22 protein-coding genes and 3 pseudogenes are annotated in these 21,751 nt (G+C 68.5%); 7 read left to right on the forward strand and 18 right to left on the reverse strand.

Annotation, left to right across the window (positions count from 1 at the left end; translation table 11 throughout):
* Positions 1-95: 95 nt before the first annotated feature.
* The 4 genes from IE263_RS43010 to IE263_RS43025 all read left to right on the forward strand — a co-directional run bounded on the left by IE263_RS43010 (position 96) and on the right by IE263_RS43025 (position 3,578).
* Complete coding sequence (locus tag IE263_RS43010; protein WP_189943572.1) at positions 96-887, forward strand: IclR family transcriptional regulator; 792 nt, start codon at positions 96-98, stop codon at positions 885-887.
* A gap of 120 nt (positions 888-1,007) precedes the next feature.
* Positions 1,008-1,406, forward strand: coding sequence for a hypothetical protein (locus IE263_RS43015; RefSeq protein ID WP_189943573.1), 399 nt, complete (start codon positions 1,008-1,010; stop codon positions 1,404-1,406).
* 982 nt (positions 1,407-2,388) lie between these two features.
* Positions 2,389-2,958, forward strand: coding sequence for an RNA polymerase sigma factor (locus IE263_RS43020; RefSeq protein WP_229911488.1), 570 nt, complete (start codon positions 2,389-2,391; stop codon positions 2,956-2,958).
* The gene (locus tag IE263_RS43025) at positions 2,955-3,578 is read left to right on the forward strand and encodes a hypothetical protein (RefSeq protein ID WP_189943575.1); all 624 of its coding nucleotides are present in this window, start codon (positions 2,955-2,957) and stop codon (positions 3,576-3,578) included. The genes IE263_RS43020 and IE263_RS43025 overlap by 4 nt, the downstream gene beginning before the upstream one ends.
* A gap of 179 nt (positions 3,579-3,757) precedes the next feature.
* Here the strand turns inward: IE263_RS43025 and IE263_RS43030 are convergent, their stop codons facing one another.
* From IE263_RS43030 to IE263_RS43065, 8 genes and pseudogenes are all read right to left on the reverse strand, one after another.
* Positions 3,758-4,477, reverse strand: a complete 720-nt coding sequence (locus IE263_RS43030) for an ATP-dependent DNA ligase (RefSeq protein WP_229911489.1) — start codon at positions 4,475-4,477, stop codon at positions 3,758-3,760.
* Positions 4,478-4,962: 485 nt separating this feature from the next.
* A pseudogene (locus IE263_RS50230) lies at positions 4,963-5,229 on the reverse strand (MBL fold metallo-hydrolase); the annotation flags it as partial.
* On the reverse strand, positions 5,226-6,692 hold the full coding sequence (locus IE263_RS43040) for a class I adenylate-forming enzyme family protein (protein WP_189943576.1): 1,467 nt from the start codon (positions 6,690-6,692) through the stop codon (positions 5,226-5,228). The pseudogene IE263_RS50230 and the gene IE263_RS43040, both read right to left, overlap by 4 nt.
* A 74-nt stretch (positions 6,693-6,766) precedes the next feature.
* Complete coding sequence (locus tag IE263_RS43045; protein ID WP_189943577.1) at positions 6,767-7,651, reverse strand: MBL fold metallo-hydrolase; 885 nt, start codon at positions 7,649-7,651, stop codon at positions 6,767-6,769.
* Positions 7,652-7,824: 173 nt separating this feature from the next.
* Positions 7,825-8,358, reverse strand: coding sequence for a hypothetical protein (locus tag IE263_RS43050; protein WP_229911490.1), 534 nt, complete (start codon positions 8,356-8,358; stop codon positions 7,825-7,827).
* Positions 8,359-8,452: 94 nt separating this feature from the next.
* Entirely contained in the window at positions 8,453-8,890 is a 438-nt protein-coding gene (locus IE263_RS43055; protein WP_189943579.1) for a tautomerase family protein, read from the reverse strand.
* 67 nt (positions 8,891-8,957) lie between these two features.
* Complete coding sequence (locus IE263_RS43060) at positions 8,958-9,863, reverse strand: alpha/beta hydrolase (RefSeq protein WP_189943580.1); 906 nt, start codon at positions 9,861-9,863, stop codon at positions 8,958-8,960.
* A 173-nt stretch (positions 9,864-10,036) separates the two neighbouring features.
* Positions 10,037-11,101 carry an AraC family transcriptional regulator gene (locus IE263_RS43065; protein WP_229911491.1) on the reverse strand — a complete coding sequence of 355 codons (1,065 nt, stop codon included), beginning with the start codon at positions 11,099-11,101 and terminating at the stop codon, positions 10,037-10,039.
* Here IE263_RS43065 and IE263_RS43070 point away from each other — a divergent pair.
* Positions 11,091-12,137, forward strand: coding sequence for an AraC family transcriptional regulator (locus IE263_RS43070; protein WP_189943581.1), 1,047 nt, complete (start codon positions 11,091-11,093; stop codon positions 12,135-12,137). The two genes, IE263_RS43065 and IE263_RS43070, sit on opposite strands and share 11 nt — an antisense overlap.
* 45 nt (positions 12,138-12,182) lie before the next feature.
* Here the strand turns inward: IE263_RS43070 and IE263_RS43075 are convergent.
* A pseudogene (locus tag IE263_RS43075) lies at positions 12,183-12,410 on the reverse strand (ATP-binding protein); the annotation flags it as partial.
* Between the two features lie 31 nt (positions 12,411-12,441).
* Here IE263_RS43075 and IE263_RS43080 point away from each other — a divergent pair.
* Positions 12,442-12,645 (forward strand): annotated as a pseudogene (locus IE263_RS43080) (IS110 family transposase); the annotation flags it as partial.
* A 95-nt stretch (positions 12,646-12,740) separates the two neighbouring features.
* On the opposite strand, the gene IE263_RS43085 reads toward IE263_RS43080, so the two are convergent.
* Genes IE263_RS43085 through IE263_RS43090 form a run of 3 tightly spaced genes read right to left on the reverse strand, consistent with a single transcriptional unit; the run spans position 12,741 to position 14,400 of the window.
* Complete coding sequence (locus IE263_RS43085) at positions 12,741-13,568, reverse strand: SDR family NAD(P)-dependent oxidoreductase (protein ID WP_189943582.1); 828 nt, start codon at positions 13,566-13,568, stop codon at positions 12,741-12,743.
* A gap of 41 nt (positions 13,569-13,609) precedes the next feature.
* On the reverse strand, positions 13,610-13,768 hold the full coding sequence (locus IE263_RS49200; RefSeq protein ID WP_229911492.1) for a hypothetical protein: 159 nt from the start codon (positions 13,766-13,768) through the stop codon (positions 13,610-13,612).
* The gene (locus IE263_RS43090) at positions 13,765-14,400 is read right to left on the reverse strand and encodes a TIGR03619 family F420-dependent LLM class oxidoreductase (RefSeq protein WP_229911493.1); all 636 of its coding nucleotides are present in this window, start codon (positions 14,398-14,400) and stop codon (positions 13,765-13,767) included. Before IE263_RS43090 ends, IE263_RS49200 begins: the two co-directional genes overlap by 4 nt.
* Positions 14,401-14,585: 185 nt before the next feature.
* Here IE263_RS43090 and IE263_RS43095 point away from each other — a divergent pair, with 185 nt between their 5' ends.
* Positions 14,586-15,524: an AraC family transcriptional regulator gene (locus IE263_RS43095; protein ID WP_189943583.1), complete on the forward strand. Its 939-nt coding sequence runs from the start codon at positions 14,586-14,588 to the stop codon at positions 15,522-15,524.
* Here IE263_RS43095 and IE263_RS43100 read toward each other — a convergent pair whose 3' ends face one another.
* The 6 genes from IE263_RS43100 to IE263_RS43125 form a co-directional block, all read right to left on the reverse strand.
* Positions 15,525-16,340: a citryl-CoA lyase gene (locus tag IE263_RS43100; protein WP_189943584.1), complete on the reverse strand. Its 816-nt coding sequence runs from the start codon at positions 16,338-16,340 to the stop codon at positions 15,525-15,527.
* Entirely contained in the window at positions 16,333-17,511 is a 1,179-nt protein-coding gene (locus tag IE263_RS43105) for a CaiB/BaiF CoA transferase family protein (RefSeq protein ID WP_189943585.1), read from the reverse strand. The genes IE263_RS43100 and IE263_RS43105 overlap by 8 nt, the downstream gene beginning before the upstream one ends.
* 3 nt (positions 17,512-17,514) lie before the next feature.
* Positions 17,515-18,990, reverse strand: coding sequence for an amidohydrolase family protein (locus IE263_RS43110; RefSeq protein WP_189943586.1), 1,476 nt, complete (start codon positions 18,988-18,990; stop codon positions 17,515-17,517).
* A gap of 4 nt (positions 18,991-18,994) precedes the next feature.
* Positions 18,995-19,513 (reverse strand): DoxX family protein, encoded by a 519-nt coding sequence (locus IE263_RS43115; RefSeq protein ID WP_189943587.1) that lies wholly within the window; start codon positions 19,511-19,513, stop codon positions 18,995-18,997.
* Positions 19,510-20,391, reverse strand: coding sequence for a dioxygenase family protein (locus IE263_RS43120; protein WP_189943588.1), 882 nt, complete (start codon positions 20,389-20,391; stop codon positions 19,510-19,512). Before IE263_RS43120 ends, IE263_RS43115 begins: the two co-directional genes overlap by 4 nt.
* 217 nt (positions 20,392-20,608) lie before the next feature.
* Entirely contained in the window at positions 20,609-21,598 is a 990-nt protein-coding gene (locus IE263_RS43125; protein ID WP_189943589.1) for a nuclear transport factor 2 family protein, read from the reverse strand.
* Positions 21,599-21,751: the final 153 nt, after the last annotated feature.

Here is a 21,751-nt window from a genome sequence, read left to right on the forward strand (position 1 = left end):
AGACAGTCGTCTCGTGATGGAGAGCATGGCTACATGGCTGATAACCGTCAAGCATCGGTGCAAGAATTCTTCGAGTGCGTTCGGAAGGGGTGGCGATGAGTGAGCCTGAGGCGGTCAGTGGCGTACGGGGCGTGAAGTCGGCAGCCCGTACGGTGGAGTTGCTCGAGCTCCTGGCCGCGCGGCAGAACCGGCCCGCCCGGCTGCGAGAACTCAGCGAGGCCCTCGGCGCCCCACGCAGCAGCGTCTACGCTCTGCTGCGGACCCTGACGGAGCACGGCTGGGTCCGCACCGATCCCTCCGGCACGCTCTACAGCGTCGGCATCCGCGCCCTCCTCGCGGGGACGACCTACCTGGACGCGGACCCTTATCTGCGCATCGTCCAGCCGCTGATCAACGACCTGAGCGCCAGGCTCGACGAGACCATCCACTACGGGCGACTGGACCGCACGGACATCGTCTATCTGGCGACGCACGAATCCAGCCAGTACCTCCGCCCCTTCAGCCGGGTCGGCCGCCGGCTCCCGGCCTTCAGCACGGCACTGGGCAAGGCGCTGCTCGCCGAGCGGCTGGACACCGACCTGGCCGACCATGTTCCCGACACGCTGAAGCCCCTCACGCCGAACACCCACGCCGACCACGACGCTCTGATCAAGGACCTGCGGGCCACCGCCGAGCGCGGATACGCCATCGACAACCAGGAGAACTTCGTCGGCGTCGTCTGTTACGGATTCTCACTCCGGTTCACCACACCCCCGATCGACGCGATCAGCTGCTCGATCCCCATCGACCGACTCAACCCCGCGAGGACCGAGGAACTCATCGAGGCCATGCGGCTCACCCGGCTGTCGATCGAGCGGATGGCGCCGATCGACCACACGATGCCGTAGGCGTTCGCCCGACGGGACAGCCACGAGTCGCCCCGATCGACATCGCCGTCACCCCCAGCTCGAAAAGGGGCCGCTTCGATCCATCCGGACCGCCCGTGACCAGCAGGATCGTCCCTCTGGATGACCATCGGGAGGGTGATCAATCGAAAATCCCCCGAATTGGGCAACGGAGTCATCGAGACCTGCTACAACCGCCGGCAGCTGCGGAAGCACCCGACCTGGGACTACCCCACTCCGCTGGAGATCCGGCAGCGCCACGACCAAGGCCGACTGCGAGTACGAGCCGAGCCGGACACCCGCCGCTACCTCACCGGGCAGAACCCGGCCCCCTTGCAGGTCGGCCTGACCGGCGTGCCCCGCCGGGAATTGGACTCCCTGATCGACCAGATCGCCGACGACTGGCAGATGGTTGCCGACCGTGACCTGACCCGTCACATCGGACGTCCCTGCCTGCGCCCATCAGCTCGCGGAATCGGTCAACTCGAGTACCACCACCGCGTGCCGGCCGCATTGCTGTGAGCCCGGCGTGCGGCCACGACGGTCCTGATCACCGAGATCCTCGACTATCACCGCAGGCGAGGGATGCGGCCGGGCTGATGCCGATGTCGATCGATCAGCTCTCAGCCCCGCCGCCGGCGTCGCCTGCGGTGGCAGGAAAGAGACGCTGAACGGCAGCGACGACGGCGGCGTGGCGGGCTGCCGGGGAGGAGTCGCGGACCTGGTCGGCGGCCGCGTCCGCGAGGTCGAGTTGCCGGCCCAGGCCGTGGCAGCTGGTTGACGAAGACGAGGATGTCGATGTCGAACGCCTGCCGGTCCCGTCGCGGGGTTGAGCGCACCTTGCACGGAGGTGCCTGGTGCAGGTTGTCCCGCGAGGCCGTTCTCGGCCACCGCCGCATTCGGCAGCGCCGCGATCGGCGGTACCGCCGCGGTCGGACCGGCGCTGCCGATGCTCGTGGACGCCGAGGACCCGCCGCGCCGGGTCTCCTTCGGCGCCGACCCCGTTCAGGTCGGCTGCACGTCTACGCCGTGCGGCCCAAGACGTGGCACGGCTGGGCCGACGTATCCACACTGACCGACGACTCACAAGCCCGACCGAGAACAGGGGCTCTCGCATGAACCGCCGCGACGGCCGGGGCGAGCCGGGTCGGGGTCAGCCTTCGGTGCACCACCTCGGCGCGGACGACCCCACCGCTTCGCACGGCCGCTCCCAGAACAGCGGGTTCTCCTCGACGGCGACGGGGAACCGGAGCCGTTTCACCGGGCTGCCGTCACCGCTGACGAAGGCACCAGAGGATCTCTGCCGCAGCGGCTTCGAACTCTGGGAGGACGTGCGCGAAGGGGCGTGGCCGACCTACCCGTGCCGGACCTCGCAGGCCGGGACAGTCGGGAAGCGGCCGTCGCCTCGGCCGGCGCGACGGCCCTCCCTCGGGCTCGGGTAAGTACAGTGCCCGTGGCGATGAAAGGAACAGGCCCCGGCCGGACAGGTGGGGGTGTGGAATCCATGCTGGAGCTGGAACGTGCCCGGGCCCGAGAAGCCCGATTCGATGCGCTGGCGCGCGCGGTGGCAAAGCCGCTGCACCGGTATCTGCTGCGCCGGGCGGACGCCGACGCGGTAGACGACATCCTCGCGGAGACGATGCTCGTGCTCTGGCGCCGCCTCGAGGACGTGCCCGGGCTCGGGAAGGGCCCCGTGACCGACCTCGACGGCGTGCTGCCCTGGTGTTACGGCGTCGCGCGCGGCTGCCTGTCCAACGCCCGCCGGGCGGACGGGCGCCGGCTCCGGCTGGTGGAGCGGCTGACCCGTACCGCACCGCCGCCCATGCCCGGGGAGGCCGACCACCCCGAACTCCAGGCCGCACTCGGCACACTGGGCGCCCTGGACCGTGAGGTGGTGCTGCTCTGGGCGTGGGAGGGGCTGACCCCGCGCGAGATAGCGGAAGTGACCGGACTGACCGCCAACGCCGTCAGCATCCGCCTGCACAGGGCAAAGAAGAAACTCGCCGCTCTGCTTGACCGAAAGAATGACGACAAGGCCGGACATGAGATGGGTGAAGGAAGGAGCAACCGGTGAACGACGAGGAACTGCTGGCCCGGCTGAGGGCCATCGACCCGGCGCGGACCTCTGATGCTCCCCAGCCCGACATCAACCGTCTCCTGGAGGCCACCATGACCGCCGACACCACAGTCCGCACCTCCCCCCGCACATCGGACCGCCCCCGCCGCCCCCCGCTGCTGGCCGCAGCAGCCGCCGCTGTGCTCACGGTGGGAGCCGGCATCACCTGGGGAGTCACGGCGACCCGCGATACTCCTCCGGCCGTGGCCGCCCCGCTGGTCCTGACCGTCCAGCAGGACACAGGCGGCGGCCCGGCCACAGCGTGCGCCGAGCTCGACGTCACCACCCTGCGCCAGTACACGACCGCCTTCGAGGGCACCGCGACCTCCATCGACGGCGACCAGGTCACTCTCCGAGTGGACCACTGGTACCGCGGCGAAGACGCCTCCACCGTCCGGCTCGACAACGTCCGGCTCGACAACACCCACGAAGGACAACTGGAGTCATTCGGCCAGGAGTTCGCTGTCGGCCAGACCTACCTCGTCTACGCCGAGGACGGCAAGGTCCCGGTGTGCTACGGCGATGCCGAGGCCACCCCGAAGCTGCGGAGCCTCTACGACCGGGCATACGGGCAGTGAGCGCACAAGCTCGGCGGCTGTTCCGTCTCGCAAGGTCTGCCGTTGCCTCGTTGCGAGGTTCAGCGGGAGCCGGTCGGTAAACGCGTCACCGCTCGCATCGCCCTGCCCGACAACCTGGGCGGGAACGTCACCGGACGCCGCCCCCAGTAGCAGCCAGCGTTCGCCCTCGGCCCCCGCCTTCACTGACGGCCTGATGAGAAGCGGCGCGCTACAGGGGGGGCGATGTCGGTGGGAGAGAGGTCGGGGCGGGCGCGGTGCCGGCGTGCGGGGTGGCGCCACCGGCCGGAGGCGTCGCGGGCGACGTCGACGCCGACTTCCCCCACCAGTTCGGGTTCCACCAGCGTGACGTTCAGCGTCTCCCGGCTGCCCCACCCGGCGGAGAACGACCAGCCTGTCCACGGATGACCGCGCCGCCCCGCAGCGAGCAGGCCGGTGACCGCAGCACCTGCCGCCTGGGCGAGGGTGGTGGTGCGGCCGACGTACTGAAAGCGGCCTTCGGTGTCGTACCTGCCGAGCAGCAGCGTGCGGGGAACGGCCAGAGAGCCGGTGATCGCGCCGACGATCGCCTCGCTCGTCTCGCGGACCTTGTATTTCTGCCAGCCCCTCACCGACGGGCGGTAGGCGTCGTCCAGCCTCTTGAAGACCACCCCCTCCATCCCGACCGACGCCCACGTCAGCCACTCGCGCACGACGCCGACCTCAGTGGTCGACGGACACAACACCCGCGGCGCCGACAGCCGACGGGCGGCGAACACGGACTCCCGCGCGGCCCTGCGCCGCCGATACGGCCAAGAGGTCGTGTCCGTCCCGGACAGCCGCAACAGATCGAACGCGAAAGCGGGCGGGATCTCAGATTCTGGGTCGCCTCTGGCGGTGAACCCGCGCCCCCGCAGCCGCATTGCGCTGTTTCGGCGGCAGGTTCGTACGGCAGACGCTCGGCAATTGCGTCGGCCTTCGACTTCGTGGCTGGGGACCAAAGCTGGTGTACGGCCGTCAGTAGATCGTCCTGTAGCTCATGACGGTGGATGCTGTCGATCAGCCGGGAGACCCCGCTGAAGAGCAGCCCTCCTCCGGCCGTCGTGACCACCTGCCGCACCGGTGTGGGCGCGGGGCCGCAGAGGACCGATCTCTTCTGGAACCAGATTGGATCAGACGCCGAAGGCACTGCGGATGACGAAGTCGAAGGCGCGGTCCGGCAGCAGCCAGCGCAGGAACATGGTGGGGGCGGCCCCGAAACCCACCCGGCAGCGGGTGCGCGGACGTCGCGCCCTGGCGATCTTGACGATGGTCTTGCCGATGACTCCTGGCCGTCGATCAGGATCGTGTCGCCCTCGAGGGGGTCGGGGACGACAGTGTTGTCCAGTGCCTGGCCGTCGAAGAACTGCCGCCACTGTTTGCGCTCAGCCTCGTTGCCTGCCTTGATCGCCGCAGCCACCGACGGCAGTGCGACCGCGCGGGCCTGCGGGAAACGCTCGAGCAGCCGCTCCAGGCCGAAGTAGTGGTCAGCGTGGGCATGGGTGATGTAGATCGTTGTCAGCGTTCGTCCGAAGCCTCGATCCGCCGGATGAGCTCGGCTGCGTCGCGTCCATGTACTGGGTGTCCCCTTCGAAGATGGCGAGCCCTCGATGACCGAGCATCTGCTGGTGGTCAATGGGATGACAGGACTGCGGCGTGAGCGGCCCGCAACGAGGGCTTGTCGATCTTGCCGACAGCGTTCTTGGGGATGGCGTCGACCACAAGGAACGACGTCGGCCGCTTGTAGCCGCTGAGGTGTTGCGCAGTCAGCGCTTCCAGAGCCGCGGGGTGGACAGTCATACCAGGTCGCGGCTGGACGTAGGCGACTACCACCTCTCCCCACTTGTCGTCAGGCACACCGATGACGGCGGCCTCGAGGACAGACGGGTCAGCCGTGAGGACGTCCTCGATCTCCTTGGGGTAGATGTTCTCGCCACCACGGATGATCATGTCTTTCGATCGCCCGACCAGGGTCAGGTAGCCGTCCGCGTCCAGGTGGCCTACGTCGCCTGTGTACAGCCAGCCGTCCACGATCGTCTTCGCCGTGTCTTCCGGCCGACCGAGATAACCACGCATGACGTTGGGGCCACGCACGATGACCTCACCATCCATGCCGGTCGCCAGCTCGTTACCCTGCTCGTCGACGATCCGGAGCTCCTGCCCCGGGACGGCAACCCCCACGGTGCCTGCGCGGCGCGGACCCGCGACGGGGTTGACGGTGGAGAAGCAGGTTCCTTCGGACAGCCCGTAACCCTCGATGATGGGGAAGCCGTACCGAGCCTCGAATCGGATCGGCAACTCGGCGGAGGCGGGTGCTGCGCCGCACGTGCCGTAACGCAGCGAGGACGTGTCGGGTCGAACGTCGGCCGGCAGCGCCTCGAGCACGTTGTAGATCGTGGGCACGGCACTGAAGTAGGTGGGTCGCTCCCGCTCGACGAGATCGAAGAAGGTCTTGGGGTCGAACCGGTCGGTGATGAAGACACTGCCGCCTGCGACCAGCGGCATGAGCACGCTGATCACGATGGCGTTGACGTGGAAGAGCGGCAGGATCAGCAAGCAGCGGTCGGTCGGCCCGGTCTCGATCGCCTGGCACCCCATCGCCGCCATCGCGTCGATGTTGGAGTGGTCGAGCATCACGCCCTTCGGTACGCCCGTCGTTCCGCTGGTGTAGATCAGGAGTGCCGGCGCGGTCGAGTCCAGCTGCGGCGTCGGACCCGACCCCACCGCCTCTCCGTACAGGTCGTCGACGGCCAGCGTGGCGACGCCTGCGGCGGTCGTGCCGTCCTCGACGACCAGCACGCGTGCGCCCGAGTCGTGGAGCTGCCGTGCGACCTCACCCTCTGTCAGGCTCGGATTGACCGGGGTGACGGTCGCCCCGAGCCGCCAGGCCGCGAACAGCAGAAGCACGAACTCGACGCGGTTCCTCAGCTTGAGCGCCACGACATCGCCAGTACCGATCCCAAGGTCCTGAAGGTGACGAGCAGCAGCTCGGACACGGGTCAGGAACTGGGCATTGGTGAGCGACTGACGCCCGTCGGCAACCGCGGGTCCATCCGGAGTGGATGCGGCGCGACGGTCGGGCAGAGAGGCGAATTTCATGGTGAGGTCACCTATCGTGGTGTGGCGCGTTTCAACGCGAAGGCAACAGTGCGGGCTTCGGGTGACAGGCTCGGTCACTCAGCGGCATCGCGCTTCGCGATCGCCTCGCCGGCGGAGAACTGGAGCGTCCAGACGTTGCCGTGGTGCGGGTACTTCTCCACCATGGTGGCCACCAGCTCTTCGGCGTCCTTCGCGACCTCGGAGGCAGCCGCGAAGTCCTGGATGTAGGCGCGGGTCTGGGCGATCATGGTCTCGACCGCGTAGTCGTCGCCGTCGGGCCTGCGGTGTCCGGACACGATCATGCGCGGGCGGAGGCTCTCCACGGTGTCGACGGTCTCGAGCCAGTCCTGCCACTCATCGGGCGTCGACAGGCCGAGCATCGGGTGGATCTCGTTGTAGATGGAGTCACCGGCCACGACGACGTCGATCTCGGGGATGTGCACGATGCTCGTGGGATGGATGTCGGCCTGCTTCACCTCGATGATGTGCAGGGGAGATCCGTCGACGTACAGCGTGTCGCCTTCGAGCGGCTCCGGAAGCGGCCCCGCCATGATGCAGGTGTCGCCGAACAGCATGCGCCACTGCTCGATCTGAAGCTGCATGTTCTGCTTCATGGACTCGACCACGTGGGGCAGCGCCACGGCCTTCGCCTCCGGGAACCGCTCCAGGAGCGGTCCGAAGCCCAGGTAGTGATCAGCGTGATCATGGGTGATGTAGATCGTCGTGAGCTTCTTGCCGGTGCGCTCGATCAGGTCACCGAGGTCGCGGACGTCGTCCTTGAGGTAGAGCGCGTCGATCAGGACCACCTCGGTGGCGCCGCTCACGAGCGTGGCCGTGGTGGGCGAGAAGGTGCCGTTCGGTACGCCGGGAAACTCCTCGGCCGGGACATTCGGCCAGCGACCGACGAAGACCGTGGCGCGGATGGGTGCGGCCGGCGAGGAGTGGGTGTCAGTGGTCACGAGGTACCTCCGGTTGCGGTGCTGACGGCCGACGCGGCATTGCGCACGTCGGCGGCGAAGTCAAGTTATGAACGCGCGCTCGGTGACTCATAGAACGAGTGCGCCGAGCGCTGGTATGCGAGCGCCACGTTGCTCCGAAGCACCACCGTGGCTGCTGGAGCGGTTGATACGGCTCACTGCAGGGCAAGCAACCCCGCGGAGACAGCGGCAGCGCAGAGTGCCAGAGTGATCGCGACGGTCGGCGCGACGCGCCGTTCGCCCGGCAGGGAGCGGAAAAGTCTGGACAGCGTGATCATCGCCGCGACCGGTGGTGCGGCTCGCCAGAAATCGCGCAGGGCCCCGCGACCGGCAGCGGCGAGCGCGGTATCCGCATACGCCGTCATCCGCGTCAGTGCGCGTGTCGTCTGCCCCACATTCGTAGGCGAGGGTGCTCGGCCCGCGACGACGGCACGCAGCGCCTCCTCGAGCGGCTCCAGTCTGTTCGACCAATGTGCCCGGAACACGATGGTGCCTGAGGGGTCGATGCCGAGCTGGGGCGCGTGCCGAACGCGCGGTGCACCGTGCCGTCGATGCCGTCGACGGCGACTCGAAGCCGAAACCGTGGTGGCTCTTGAGAGCGCGCGCAGATCGCGCATGATGTCCGCGAAGGTCGGCCGGTCGATGCGGTAGCGGATGCCCTCGCCGCGGGTGGTACGCGCTGTCATCATGGGCTCCTCAGACGGATCCTCCGGAGATGGATGAGGTCCCGGGGCACGCACGGTCGACAGCACCTCACGATGCCTCGGGACCTCGGTCAGGGGGTCAGCCGGTCAGCTCGTAGGGGACGGGCCGGTTCTCCTTGGCCCAGAGCTTCTCGATGTCGGACTCCGGCGGAGGCGGAACGAGGCCCTGGGTGCGCCACAGATCCATGGGGGTCTCGTCGATGTGGACCTCCCAGTCGTAGCCGCGGTCCTTCACGAACGGCGCCAGCTTCTCCTCGATGACCTCCATGCACAGTTTCCGAACAGCGGGGTCGTCCATCTGCCGGGCGATGTGGTCCAGGCGGATCCTTATGAAGTTGTTGTGCGCCTTGCCACCGACGTACATGGTGTTCGGCGGCATGTCCTTGAACAGGACGACGACATAGAACTTCGGCAGGTTGACGTAGTCCACGTAGATCGAGGTGATCCTCTCGGACAGTTGTTCCTTGTCCTCCGGGGTGAAGGCGCTCTCGGGGGTGAAGATCTCCCAGTACGGCATTGCGGCTCCTTGATGGATGGATCGGTGACGGAAGGTGCGGCTCGTCGATGCGGCTCAGGAGGGGGGCTCAGCCCCGGAGGTGCTTGACGAAGTGGTCCCGTGCGGCTGCGGAGAGCTCGTCGAAGCCGGGGCCGCTGTAGAAGTCGAAGTGACCGCCCTGCTTGACGATGATCTGCTTCGGCTCCCGGGCCTCCTCGTACGCGTCGAGGGCCAACTCGAACGGTGCCACCCTGTCGTTGTCGGCCACGATCATCAGGAGCGGGGTCGGCGCGATGCGGCTGATGAAGGTACCCGGGGCGTACTCGGTCACCATTTCCATGCTTCGAGCCGTCAGCTCGTTCTTCCAGTTGGGCGCCCGGTCCGCCGACGTCTTGCTGAACCACTCGTAGGCGTCGGCCGCGGGCATCACGGCCTGCGCCGTAGGGTCGGCCGAGACGACCGGGACCAGAGCGGGCTCTCCGCCGGTGAACCGGTTGAGTCGGTCGCCCTCCTGGATCGCACGGAAGACTGGGATGAAGTCCGGCCGGATCGCCCGGCTCAGGGTGCGCGGACCCGTGATGAACGGCACCTGGGAGACGACGGCCTTCACCCTCTTGTCGATCGCCGCGACCATGAGGACGTGTCCACCGGAGAAGCTGGAGCCCCAGATGCCGATCTTCGACGCGTCCACCTCGGGGCGGGTGGTGGCGTAGGTGATCGCGTTCCGGAAATCCCGGTACTGCAGGACCGGGTCGACCTCCTGGCGGGGAGTTCCCTCACTGTCGCCGAAGTTCCGGTGATCGTAGGCGAGCACGTTGAGGCCGGCTTCGGAGAAGACCACGGCATAGTCGTCGAGGTGCATCTCCTTGACGCATGACAGCCCGTGCGCCAGGACCACGACCGGTGCCGGCGTGCTGGTGTTCCTGGCCGGATAGAACCAGCCCCGGAGGGTGACGCCGCCCTCGCCCTTGAACTCGATGTCTTCTCGATTCATGTGATCTTCCGATTCGCTCGCGATGGTCCGTCGGTCGTGTGGAGGTGCACTCGGAGTGATCCGACACTCGCGAGTAGTGGTGTCGGGCCCAGAATCCGCGAATGCCTGTGAGGGCTCATAGAAGGATCGCGCCGCGGGGTGGTACGGGTGTGCCACGGCCTACGAGGAGACGGTCAGGCGCATCCGTGGGCTTCCCGGTAGTCGCCCGGCGACAGCGAGAACTCTCGACGGAACTCCCGTCCGAAGTGGCTGGCATCGCAGAAGCCCCACCGGTGCGCGATCGCGGCAATGCAGAGGTTCGTGTTCACCAGGTCGCCTCTGGCCGCTGCCAGGCGGTGCATGCGGATGACCGCCCCGACGGTGTCCCCGGTCGACGCGAAGGCCCGGTGGACCGTCCTCGGAGAAACGCTGTGGGCGGCAGCGAGGTCGGCGACCCTGATCGGTCCACCGGCGAGATGGTCGATGATCCAGTCTTCCAGCCGCCGTCGGAACAACTGCAGGAACTCGTCGTCGCCGATATGGGGTCGACTCGCACGGATCATGCCGGCGATGAGGACGAGGAGGGCGTTGCGCGCTCCCTCGACCTCCGCCGCGGACATCCGCCCGATGTGACGGTCCATGCTCATGAGGAAGCCGCGGAGGAGGTTGGCCAAAGGGTTCTGAGCCGTGTCCAGGAGCAGGCAACCGGGTGCGCCGCCCCCCGCGTCGAACGGGGACAGGGCGCTCATGGGCACCCGGACCGTTCGTTTGGCCAGGTGATCCGGGATGACGAACCGCCCGGTGGTGCGGGTGCTCATGATGAGAACCGTTCCTGGTCGCAGGACGACGGTCTCGTCAGAAGTCTCGATGATCTGTTGGCCGGCGTTGGCGGCGAGGAGCAGCAGCGCGTCATCGTCCTGACGCACTGCGTTTCTGCCTCGGGTCCCTTCGACCTGCGGGCACACCCAGTCGGTGATGAGAAGGTCTCCGAGGTCCAGCTCCTCAGCAGATCCGAAGCGCTTGACCGGCCCTGTGAGCTGCAGGTCCATGGAGGCAAGGCGGTTGCGGACGGCGAGCCTCCAGCGGACGTCCAACTCTTCGGGTGTCAGCAGGTCGGCGGGGCTTAGCATGGATGGGGCGACAGTCACTTCGGCTCCAGCTCGATAGAAGCTGTCCTCTTGGTCGTGACTCGTAGTTTGCTTCGTCGAAACATTCCGGTACTTGCCCTGAGGCGACAAGGATTTGTCCTTGCGTGACACCGATCTTCCTGTCCGGTGCTCTGCCCTGCAGGGGCTGTCCGCGCTCGTCACCGAGATCGGCGGCTCGGGCCCCGAACTCCTCGCGGCATATGGCTTCGACGAGGCGAGGATCGCCGAGGGCAACTCGTTCGTCAGTCTCCGACTGGTCGAGCGCGTTCTCGCGGAAACGGCCGGCCGATTCGCGCTTCCGGACCTCGGGTTGAGGATGGCGGCGCAGCAGGATCTGCATGTGCTGGGACCGCTGGCGATCGCCATGGAGAACTCACGCACGATCGGCGAGGCCGTCGAGTGCGCGAGCCGGTACTTGTTCGTCTACAGCCCGGCCCTCTCACTCGAGGAAACCGACGATCCGCTGGGAAGTCCCGGTGTGGTCGGCCTTCGCTACACGACCACGGGCATCAACGCATCACCACAGGCGATCGACTACGGCATCGGGATCGTCCACCGAGTCCTGACGCTGATCCACGGCGACGCACCCTACGGACTTCGTTCGGTCCTTCTTCCACACGCTCGCCTGGCACAGGAAAGCTCCTACCGGAAGTACTTCGGGGCCGAGGTCAGATTCGACTGTCCGAGCGCGGTCCTGCGCGTCCCGAGCCAACTGTTCTCGACACCGGTCAGCGGCGGCGATGACCTGCTTCACGACATCGCGATGGACCATCTCCAAACGCACTTCGGCCACCAGCACGTGCCGATGTCGGACCTGGTCGCAGCGATTCTCAGCGAACAGCTCGGATCCAGCGGTCCGGACCTGTCGAAAGTCGCGCGCCTGCTGAGTCTCCACCCGCGTTCACTGCAGCGGTCCCTGTCCAAGGAGGGCACGACCTTCTCCGGCGTCGTCGATCGTGTACGCAGGAGTCAGGCCCTGGACTTGATCACGACGACCGACCTGTCCTTCTCGCAGATCGCGGCCAGCCTGGGGATGCAGGAACAGTCCAGTCTCACTCGTGCGGTACGTCGGTGGTTCGACACGTCACCTTCCAGACTGCGACGCGAAGGACAGGAGCCGAACGGGCAGTCCGCCCTCAGCGACTGAGCGTGCTCCGCGAGCCCCGAGCCGGCCCCGGGTGATCTCGTCTCTCTACGGTCTCAAGTCCGCCGTCACAGGTCTGAGTTCGGAGCTGCCTCTGCCCGAGAGGGCCTGTTCGGCCCAGATGACCTTGCCCTCGCCACTGTGCCGTGCGCCCCAGCGCTCGGCGAGCTGGGCGACCAGGAGCAGGCCGCGGCCGCCTTCGTCGAAGACCCGGGCATGGCGCAGGTGCGGGGCGGTGCTGCTGGCGTCGGAGACCTCGCGCGTCAGGGTGGATTGGAGGGCCGGGACGCACGACCGGAGTACCCACGTGATCGACACCAGTGACATCGGCGTCTTCCCCGGCCTGGACGTCGGCAAGGGTGAACACCACGCCACCGCCGTCACCCCGGCGGGGAAGAAAGCCTTCGACAAGCGGCTGCCCAACAGCGAACCCCAGCTGCGGGAACTCTTCGAGAAGCTGCAGGCCGAGCACGGCACCGTGCTCGTGATCAACTCCCGACCAGCACAACTACGACCTCACGACCTGAACGGCGATCTTCCCTCAGCGGGAGCTACATCCGATTCCTTTGGTGTGCGGGAAAGGAGGGCCGGAGAGGTCCGGCTCGGTCACGCGGCCTGTCCGCCCTGCGCCCGGATCGACAGGTCGCCCCAGTCGGCCCAGGTCTTGAGCCGGTCGGCGTAGACCTGCGGGAGCATGTGGTTGCCCTGGGTGCCGAAGAAGACGCGCAGCGGCGGGTTGTCGGAGTCGACGATCTCCAGCAGCGCCTCGCTTGCGGCGGTGGGGTCGCCGAAGTCGAGGCTCTGGACGAACGCGTCGAGTTGTTCGCGAACGCCGTCGTAGGCGGGGTTGGCGGAGACGTGAACGGCGGAAGAACCGCCCCAGTCGGTGGCGTAGGCGCCGGGCTCGACCAGTGTCACTTTGATGCCGAGGCCGGAGACCTCCTGGGCGAGCGATTCGGTCAGGCCCTCCAGGGCCCACTTGGAGGCGTGGTAGCCGCCGAGCAGTGGCCAGGCCGCCACACCGCCGGTGGAGGAGATCTGCACGACGTGGCCGGAGCCCTGCTCCCGCAGGTGGGGCAGCGCCGCCTGGGTGACCCACAGAGCGCCGAAGAGGTTGGTTTCCAGTTGGTCGCGCAGTTGCTGTTCGGGCAGTTCCTCCACGGCGCCGAACAGGCCGTAGCCCGCGTTGTTGACGATCACGTCGAGGCGGCCGAAGTGATCGTGGGCCCGCTCGACACTCGCGAAGACCGCGGCCTTGTCGGTCACGTCCAGCTTCAGGGGCAGGATTGCCTCCCCGTGGGCCGTGAAGAGGTCGGTCAGCGTGGTGGTGTCGCGTGCAGTGGCGGCCACTTTGTCGCCGCGGGACAGGGCGGCTTCGAGGAAGCGGCGGCCGAAGCCGCGGGAGGCGCCGGTGACGAACCAGACCTTGCTCATGGGGTATTTCCTCTTCGGTTTCAGTGTCTCGTGGTGTTCGGTCAGTTGGAGAACGCGGCGGTCAGCGGAGCCACCTGGTCCAGGAAGCGGTGTACGGCCTCGGCGTCGGCCGGGGGCGCGTAGAGCACCGCCCGGTTCACGCCGATGTCCCGCAGCTCCGCCAGGTGCGCGGGCTCCGGTTCGGCCCCGAAGACGGTCACCGGCACGTCATCGGCGCGTCCGGCCGCACGTCCCGCGGCATCCACTCGTCGCCGAAGTCGAGCACCCGGCTCGCCACGAGGGGCCCGGAACCGCCCACCAGAACCGGCGGGCCGGACGGCCGGTGGGGCTTGGGCCAGGACCACAGGGGTCCGAAGCGCACGTGCTCGCCGTGGAACTCGGCGACGTCGTCCTCCCAGATCCGGCGCATCGCCTTCACCCGCTCGGCCATGACACTCCAGCGGCGCCCCGGATCGGTGCCGTGGTGGGCGATCTCCTCGCTGATCCATCCGGCACCCACCCCGAACAGCACACGTCCGCCCGACAGGGCGTCCAGGCTGGCCACCGCTTTGGCGGTGACAATCGGGTCGCGCTGGGGCACCAGACAGATGCCGGTGCCCACCCGCAGGGACCGGGTGGCGGCCGCGGCATAGGTGAGAGCGACGAACAGATCGTGGGTGTGGGAGAAGTGCGCGGGCAGTTCCCCCACCTCGGCGCGCGTGCGCTCGGTGGCGGGCATGTGGGTGTGCTCGGGAAGGAACAGCGACTCGAAGCCGCGGTCCTCGACCGCACGCGCGAGTTCGTCGGGGCGGACGGCGAAGTCCGCGGGGAACATGGCAATGCCCAGTTTCATGTCTTCCGTCCTCGGTAGCAGGCGGCGCGCGCTCTTCGGGAGGTCGCGCAGGGCCGTCCTGCGCCGTCTTCGCCGGCAACCCTAGGCATCGGCACCGAGAGCATCCATGACGGAGGCTCTCGATAATTTGCCTCAGAGTCTCACTCACCGATCCTCTGCATCATTCCGGCATTAGGGTGTGGGGCATGGACGTGCTCGCCGACGTACTCGCCGCCACCGGCTTCAGGGGCGTACTGCTCGCCCAGCTGCGGTCGTCCGGATCCGGCTGGGGCTGTGCCGTGGACCGGCTGGGCACCGCGGGGTTCCATCTCATCGCCGAGGGCGTCTGCTGGCTGCGGACCGCCGAGGCGCCACCGGTGCAGCTGGTGTCCGGGGACGTGGTGCTGTTGCCGCGCGGCACGCCGCATCGGCTGCTCGGGGCCCCCGACGAAGAGGCCCTCCCGTACGCGGAGTTGGAGGCCGCTCACCCGCCGGGCGGGGAGGGCGTGGTCGACCTCGGCGGGGCCGGGCCCGTCGTGCGGGTGGTGTGCGGCAAGTTCCACTACGCCGGCAATACCGACGGGCATCCGGTGCTGTCGGCGCTGCCGGAGGTCATCCATGTGCCCGGCATGAGCGCCGACCCCCGGTTGCAGGATGTCGTCCGGATCCTCGCCACCGAGACGGCGGGCGGGCAGCCCGGCTCCCGGGCAGTGGCCACCCGTCTGACCGAGGTGCTCTTCGTGCTCGCGATCCGCGCCTGGATCGAACGGGCCGACACCGCCACCGAGACGGGACCGTCCTGGCTGACCGCCCTGCGCGACCCGCGCATCGGAACCGCCCTGTCACTGATGCACGAAGAGCCGCACCGCGACTGGACGGTGGAGAGCCTGGCCCGCACCGTCACGATGTCCCGCCCGGCCTTCGCTCGCCAGTTCAAGGAGGTGGTGGGCCTCGCCCCGCTGGCCTACCTCTCTCGCGTGCGGATCGACCTGGCCGCCCGCCTGCTGCGCGACACCGACAATCCGGTCGGCGACATCGCGCAAGCCGTCGGATACCGCTCCGAGTTCGCCTTCTCGCGGGCGTTCTCCCGGGAACAGGGCATCGCTCCCGGCCGCTACCGTCGTACGGCATCAGTCCCTTCCTGATCAGCCGCTTGCTGAAGCTTCGCCTCCGTCGGCAGGGTGCGGCGGTACGGCGCGGTTGTTGAGGTCCACCGAGAGGAAGATGTCGTTCGCGACGGGGGTTCGGATCTCCTCCGCGAGCTGGCCGATGAGTCCGGCCGTGCGGGCGAGCAGGGCGAAGGCGCGCAGCAGCTCCAGCGGGAGGCCGAGATCGGCGAGCGCGGCGCCGCAGACGCCGGCGCCGTTCAACGGCAGTGTTCTGCCCAGAACTTGAGGGTGGATTCGGCCGATGGCCGCGAAGAGCGACAGGTGCGGGCCGACCAGCTCTTCCTCGGCGGCGATGTGGAACAGCCTCGGTGTGCGGGGGTCGCCCTCTTTGTGAACGTGGTGCCCGAGACCGGGGATCACCCTGCCCTCCGCTCGTGCCGAGCGCACGGAGGCGAGGGCCAGTTCGTCCCAGCCCGCCTCGTCGGTCGGGGGGCCACCCCGCGCTGTCGACAGGGCGTCGTGGAGGAACCTGCCGCAGTCCTCGGTCACGCCGAGGAAGCGTGAGCCGCCGCCCAGGAGCCCGGCGGCGAGGGCGCCCTGGACCGAGTCGGGCGCCGACAGGTACGTCAGCCTGGTCGTGATCGCGGTCGGGGTGAAGCCGTGGTCGGCCAGAGCGGCGAGCACGGCCTCGAACACCCGTGTCTCCCCGGGGGTGGGTCGGCGCTGTATGGCGAGCCAGAACGCCAGCTCGCCGAAGCCCACCTCGCCCATCACATCGGCCGCGAGGTCCTGGCCGAGCAGGGTGATCTTGTCCAGGGAGGACGCACCGAGCGCGGTCGGGTACTCAGGCATCGTCGTCCTCCAGAAAGTCCTGCAGCCACTTGCGCAGTTCGGCCCCGTGTTCGTCCAGCTCGGGCGGGGGCAGCCGGTAGACGGCCGGGGTCTCGGAGAAGCGGATCGGGTGCCGTGGGGTGGGCACGGCCCGGTCGCCTTCGCCGACTTCCACGACCGGGTCGAGCCCGAAGCGTTCCGCCATCGCGAACCCGCCGTCGATGGTGTTGATCGGCCCGCACGGGACGCCGGCGTCGACGAGCAGGTCGAACCACTCCAGAGCCGTCTTCGTCCGCAGTCGTTCGACCAGGAGCGGCCGAAGTTCCCCGCGCCGCTCGGTGCGGTCGGCGTTGTGCCGGAAGCGCGGATCGTCGGCGATCTCCGGGAGGCCGAGCACCTCGCACAGCTTGCGGAACTGGCCGTCGTTGGCAGCCGTGACGATCAGATCCTGGTCGGCCGTCGGCAGCGGCTCGTAGGGGAAGACGCTGGGGTGCGCGTTGCCCATCCGGTAGGGCACTGTGCCGCCGGCGACATAGGAGGAGCTGTGGTTGACCAGCCCGGTCAGTGCCGAGGACAGCAGGTTCACCTCGACGAGCTGGCCCTGGCCGGTCGCGTCGCGGTGCCGCAGCGCGGCGAGGATGCCGATGGCGGCGTGGTTGCCCGCCATCACGTCGAAGACCGAGATGCCCGCCCGGTACGGCGGCCCGTCCGGATCACCGGTGAGGCTCATCAGCCCGGAGATCGCCTGCACCATCAGGTCGTAGCCAGGCACCTTCCGGCCGGGCCCGGCGCCGAAACCACTGATCGACGCGTAGACCACGCCAGGATTCCCGGCGCTCACCGAGGCATGGTCCAGGCCGTACCTGGCCAGCCCACCCGGTTTGAAGTTCTCGATCACCACGTCCGCGCGCCGCGCCAGCTCCCTGGCCAGCCGCGCGTCGCCCTCGTCGCGGAAGTCGAGAGCGATCGACCGCTTCCCGCGGTTGATCCCGAGGTAGTAGGTCGACACACCGTCGCGCACCGGCGGCGTCCACGTGCGAGTGTCGTCCCCCTGGGGGCCCTCGACCTTCACCACGTCGGCCCCGAGATCGGCGAGCAGCATCGTCGCGTACGGACCGGCGAGGATGCGGGAGAAGTCCGCCACCAGCAGCCCGTCGAGCGGTCCGCGTGAGCCGCCTGAACCGCCGCTCATGGGCTACGCCCCCTCGTTCTGCACGGCGACGCCTTCGCCGCGGTACTCGCTGTAGGTGTAGGGGTTGGAGATCACCTCGGTTGTCGGGATCTCCGGCTCCACGGCCTCCCGCCACGCGTCCTCGCCCATGGTGGTCCGCGCGTAGTCCACGGTCGCGGCGACGGCGGTGCGGGCCCGCTCCAGGTCAACGCCGACCAGTTCGTGCGCGTACTTCACCACGGTTCCGTTGACCAGCACGGTGTGCACGTCGGCGCGGGTGGCCTGGTAGACCACGTGCCCGTAGGGGTGCAGGATCGGGTACATCGCCGGGGACCGGTCGTTCTTGAGCAGGACGAGGTCGGCTTTCTTGCCCGGCGTCAACGAGCCGATGGTGTCGCTGAGGCCGAGCACTCCGGCGCCGCCGATCGTGGCCCACTCCACGACGTCCCGGGCCCGCAGGCTGTGGTGCACCACCGTCTCCCCGGCCGCGTGGGCCGCCATGTGCTCGCGTGTGCGGTCGGCCGACAGCGTGGCGCGCATGGCGGAGAACAGGTCGGCGCTGAACCACACGCTGGTGTCCATCGACAGCGATACGGGGATGCCGTGGCGCCTGAGCCGCCAGGTGGGAGGGTAGCCCTGGCCCGCGTTGTGCTCGCTCTCCGCCGAGACCGAGACCGTGCCGCCCGAGGCGGCGATCCGGTGGTACGAGTCCTCGCTGAGCGTCGCCGAGTGGACATAGGTGACGTCGGGCGTCATGAACCCGTGATCCCACATCAGACGTATGCCGTTGTCGTTCGTCGCGCCCCAGACGCCCGCGTGGGTGGTGACGGGCAGCCCGAGTTCACGCGCCGCCTCGAACGCCGCCTTCTCGGGGAACGCGTCGTCACCGGTCACGTCGAAGGCGAGTTGCAGACCGAGCATGTCGTCCCGCGAGGCGAAGTTGCGGTCGATGAAGGACCGGAACTCCGGTGAGTTGGTCCACTCCCAGGGCGCACCCAGCAGGTTGCCGTAGGCCAGCACGAAGCGGCCCGGCACCGCGCGCAGGGATTCGACGGCCGCGTCCCCGTGCTCGGGCGTCTGCAAGCCGTGCGACCAGTCCAGCGTGGTGGTCACACCCGCGTCGACGGCCTCGATGCCGGACAGCAGGTTGCCGGCGTGGATGTCCTCGGGACGGAAGATCTTGCCCCAGGTGAGGTAGTAGAAGACGAAGTACTGCGACAGGGTCCAGTCGGCGCCGAGTCCGCGGAGCGCCGTCTGCCACATGTGGCGGTGCGTGTCGACCATGCCGGGCATGAGGATGCCGCCGGCGCAGTCCACCACCACCGCGTCGTCCGGCGCCTGGAGGTCCCTTCCGACCTGCTCGATCAGCTCGCCGCGGACCAGCACGTCGCCGCGGTCGAGCAGGCTGATCGCGGGGTCCATGGACAGGATGGTCGCGTTGCGGAACAGGACGGGGCGTCCGGGGATGAAGTCTTCTCTGCGTGGTTGTTCGATCGTCATGTGGTCACCTCGTTGTGGAGTCTGTGGTCCGGGCCCGCAGAACACGGGAGCGGGCGGTCAGTGGTACGGCCGCGGTGGCCAGGCCGAGGGCCAGTGCCGCGCATCCCCATGCGTAGCCGTCGAGTTCCGTCAGCCCGAAGGCGTGGTCGAGTGACCAGGCGCCGGGGCCGGTGAAGGCGAGGATCGCGGCCACCGCCCCGTAGGAGAAGGGCACTTCGCAGCCGCCCTTCTGGGCCCAGAAGCCGTTCGGCGCGGTCGCCGCCGCCGCGACCGCCATGGTGCCGACGATCACCGCGCAGCCGCCGGGAGTCAGCAGCCCGGCCGCGACCGAGACCGCTCCGGCGAGTTCGGCCGCCCCCGCGACGAGCACCATCCGTCGGCCGGGCACGAAGCCCCACCGGTCGAAGACGGCGGCGGTCCCGGCCCGCCCGGCACCGCCGAACCAGCCGAACAGTTTCTGGGTGCCGTGGCCGAACAGCAGCGCGGCGAGCAGCAGCCGCAGCAGGAGCAGCCCGAGATTCACGGCTGCGGCTCGTCCGTCCTCCGGGGCTGCAGCACGAAATCGAACTCGGCGCGCAGGTACGGCTCGTCGATGGTGCCGCCGTCAGGGGAGGAGCCTGCCGGTTCCTCGGTGAAGCGCACGATCAGCTCGTCCTTCGTGCCGAACACGACATCGGTGTCGAGGAATTCGGAACCCTCCCGGAACAGATGGGTGATGAGCTTCTCGTGGCCGGGGTGGTCGATCAGGAAGTGGACGTGCGCGGGACGGAAGTGGCTGATGTCGGTCCTGCCGATCAGGTCACCGACGGGACCGTCCATCGGAATCGCGTAGCCGCGTGGCGCGATGGTGCGCACGCAGTACGTGCCGTCCGCCCGCGTCCGGTACAGCGCGCGCAGCCGGGCCTCGTCGATCTCCGGCAGCTGCGCCTCGTAGGCGCCGTCGGCGTCGGCCTGCCATACGTCCAGGACGACGTCGGGCAGAGGCGTGCCGTCGAGGTCGAGGACCCGACCCGTGATGAACACCGGCGTCCCCGGGATGCCGTCCGACATGTCGGCTCCGAATCCGGCCGTCGGAGAGCCGTCGATGTGAAAGGGACCGAGCACCGTCGCCGGAGTGGCGTCCGCCGAGAAGTGGTGGTTCAGCTGGACGACGAGCGTGCTCAGACCGAGGACGTCGGAGGCGAGGATGAACTCCTGGCGCTTGTCGTCACTGATCCGGCCGGTCGCCGTGAGCCACTCGACGGCCGCCGCCCACTCCTCCTCCGTCAGCCGGACCTCGCGGGCGTACGCGTGGAGGTGCCGCACCAACGCCGTCATCAGCTCGGCGAGCCGGGGCGAGTGCGCCGTGGCCCACCGCTTCACCGCCAGGTCGCTGAGGTTGTCCTCCGTCACGAAGGCCATGGAATCCTCCTCGATTCGTTCCGGCCTCGACCGCTGTACGGACATCCGTCCGTACAGCGGACAGACTGGCGCATGGTTGACTCGCAAATCAAGCCCCTGGGTGCCGCGTTGAAGCCAGACCTTGGGTGGGTCGATCGGACCGATGTCCGCGGTCGGGAAACACGTGGCCCGTCACCGACCGGTGACGGGCCGAGGGGTCGCGGGGGACCCGGAGAGGTCAGAACATCGTGTTGTCGTTGGCGGAGGTGGCCGGGACGTCCTGTACGACGTCCCAGTGCTCGATGATCTTGAGCGTGCCGTTCTTCTGCTTCTCGACCCGGAAGATGTCCACGACCGACTGCCCCCGGTCCTCGGGGTTGAGGCGGTAGTGGGCGTGGATGGCGACGTAGTCCTTGTCGGCGATGACGCGCTTGCGTTCCACGATCAGGTTCGGGAACTGGCGGAAGAAATTGGTGAACTGCTCGCGCAGGCCGGCCGAGCCGCTGGGGATGGTCGGGTTGTGCTGGTAGTACTCCGGCGCGAGGTACTTGACGGCGTCGGGGTTCTTGTCGACGAGGAGGGTGTCGAAGTAGCTGGTGGCGATTTTCTCGCTGAGGTGTGTCTGCCAGCGGGGACCGCTGGGCTGGTTCGTGTGCGGGTTGCTGACCGTACCGAACATGTCGTTGCCGTTGACGGTGGTCGCCGGCACGTCCTGGACCGTGTCCCAGTGCTCGGCGATCATGCCGCTCTTGGGGTCGAAGCGGAAGATGTCGACCACGGCCGCGCCACGGGTGCCGGGCTCGTAGACGGGGTTGGAGTGCACCAGGACCAGGTTGCCCTGGGCGAGGACCCGCTTGACGTTGTACTGGTGGTCCGGGAAGCGCGCGGTCCAGTCCCGGATGAAGTTCTTGATCGCTTCACGGCCGTTGGGCGCGGCGGGGTTGTGCTGGATGTAGTCCTCGCGGATGTACCGGTCGGCGACCTTGAGGTTGCCCTCCTCGAAGAGCTGGGTGAGGACGTGGACGGCGACGCGCTTGTTGCGCTCCTGCGTGGCGGGGCTCGTGTACGGGGCGTCGAGGCCGAGGCTCAGGCCGCTGTGGGACGGCGCGGAGGCGGAGGCGGCGGCGGTGGCCGTGGCGGCGGGTGCGAAGCCGGCCACGGCTCCTACGGTCGCCGCAGCCAGGAGGGTGGCCATGGCCTTACGGGGCAGCCGGGTGGTGCTGTACATGGGGGTCTCCAATGCTGTGCGGACGGTGGTGAACGCGTCGGCGGGTGTCTGGTGGGAGATCGGGAGTAAAGGGTGAGGGGGCCCGTGTGGGCTCAGAGGCCCTAACAAAGGCGTTGGACGTGGCGATGGGTGATCAAGCAAACGGCGAGCCCG

The sequence above is a fragment of the Streptomyces aurantiogriseus genome (genome assembly GCF_014649375.1).
GTDB lineage: Bacteria > Actinomycetota > Actinomycetes > Streptomycetales > Streptomycetaceae > Streptomyces > Streptomyces aurantiogriseus.

Coding starts and splice junctions, on each gene's coding strand:
- IE263_RS43125 (WP_189943589.1), bottom strand. CDS start 21,598: ATGTACAGCACCACCCGGCTGCCCCGTAAGGCCATGGCCACCCTCCTG.
- IE263_RS43040 (WP_189943576.1), bottom strand. CDS start 6,692: ATGAAATTCGCCTCTCTGCCCGACCGTCGCGCCGCATCCACTCCGGAT.
- IE263_RS43010 (WP_189943572.1), top strand. CDS start 96: ATGAGTGAGCCTGAGGCGGTCAGTGGCGTACGGGGCGTGAAGTCGGCA.
- IE263_RS43120 (WP_189943588.1), bottom strand. CDS start 20,391: ATGGCCTTCGTGACGGAGGACAACCTCAGCGACCTGGCGGTGAAGCGG.
- IE263_RS43055 (WP_189943579.1), bottom strand. CDS start 8,890: ATGCCGTACTGGGAGATCTTCACCCCCGAGAGCGCCTTCACCCCGGAG.
- IE263_RS43030 (WP_229911489.1), bottom strand. CDS start 4,477: ATGCGGCTGCGGGGGCGCGGGTTCACCGCCAGAGGCGACCCAGAATCT.
- IE263_RS43100 (WP_189943584.1), bottom strand. CDS start 16,340: ATGCCTGAGTACCCGACCGCGCTCGGTGCGTCCTCCCTGGACAAGATC.
- IE263_RS43060 (WP_189943580.1), bottom strand. CDS start 9,863: ATGAATCGAGAAGACATCGAGTTCAAGGGCGAGGGCGGCGTCACCCTC.
- IE263_RS43020 (WP_229911488.1), top strand. CDS start 2,389: ATGCTGGAGCTGGAACGTGCCCGGGCCCGAGAAGCCCGATTCGATGCG.
- IE263_RS43090 (WP_229911493.1), bottom strand. CDS start 14,400: ATGAAACTGGGCATTGCCATGTTCCCCGCGGACTTCGCCGTCCGCCCC.
- IE263_RS43050 (WP_229911490.1), bottom strand. CDS start 8,358: ATGATGACAGCGCGTACCACCCGCGGCGAGGGCATCCGCTACCGCATC.
- IE263_RS43015 (WP_189943573.1), top strand. CDS start 1,008: ATGACCATCGGGAGGGTGATCAATCGAAAATCCCCCGAATTGGGCAAC.
- IE263_RS43095 (WP_189943583.1), top strand. CDS start 14,586: ATGGACGTGCTCGCCGACGTACTCGCCGCCACCGGCTTCAGGGGCGTA.
- IE263_RS43085 (WP_189943582.1), bottom strand. CDS start 13,568: ATGAGCAAGGTCTGGTTCGTCACCGGCGCCTCCCGCGGCTTCGGCCGC.
- IE263_RS43105 (WP_189943585.1), bottom strand. CDS start 17,511: ATGAGCGGCGGTTCAGGCGGCTCACGCGGACCGCTCGACGGGCTGCTG.
- IE263_RS43110 (WP_189943586.1), bottom strand. CDS start 18,990: ATGACGATCGAACAACCACGCAGAGAAGACTTCATCCCCGGACGCCCC.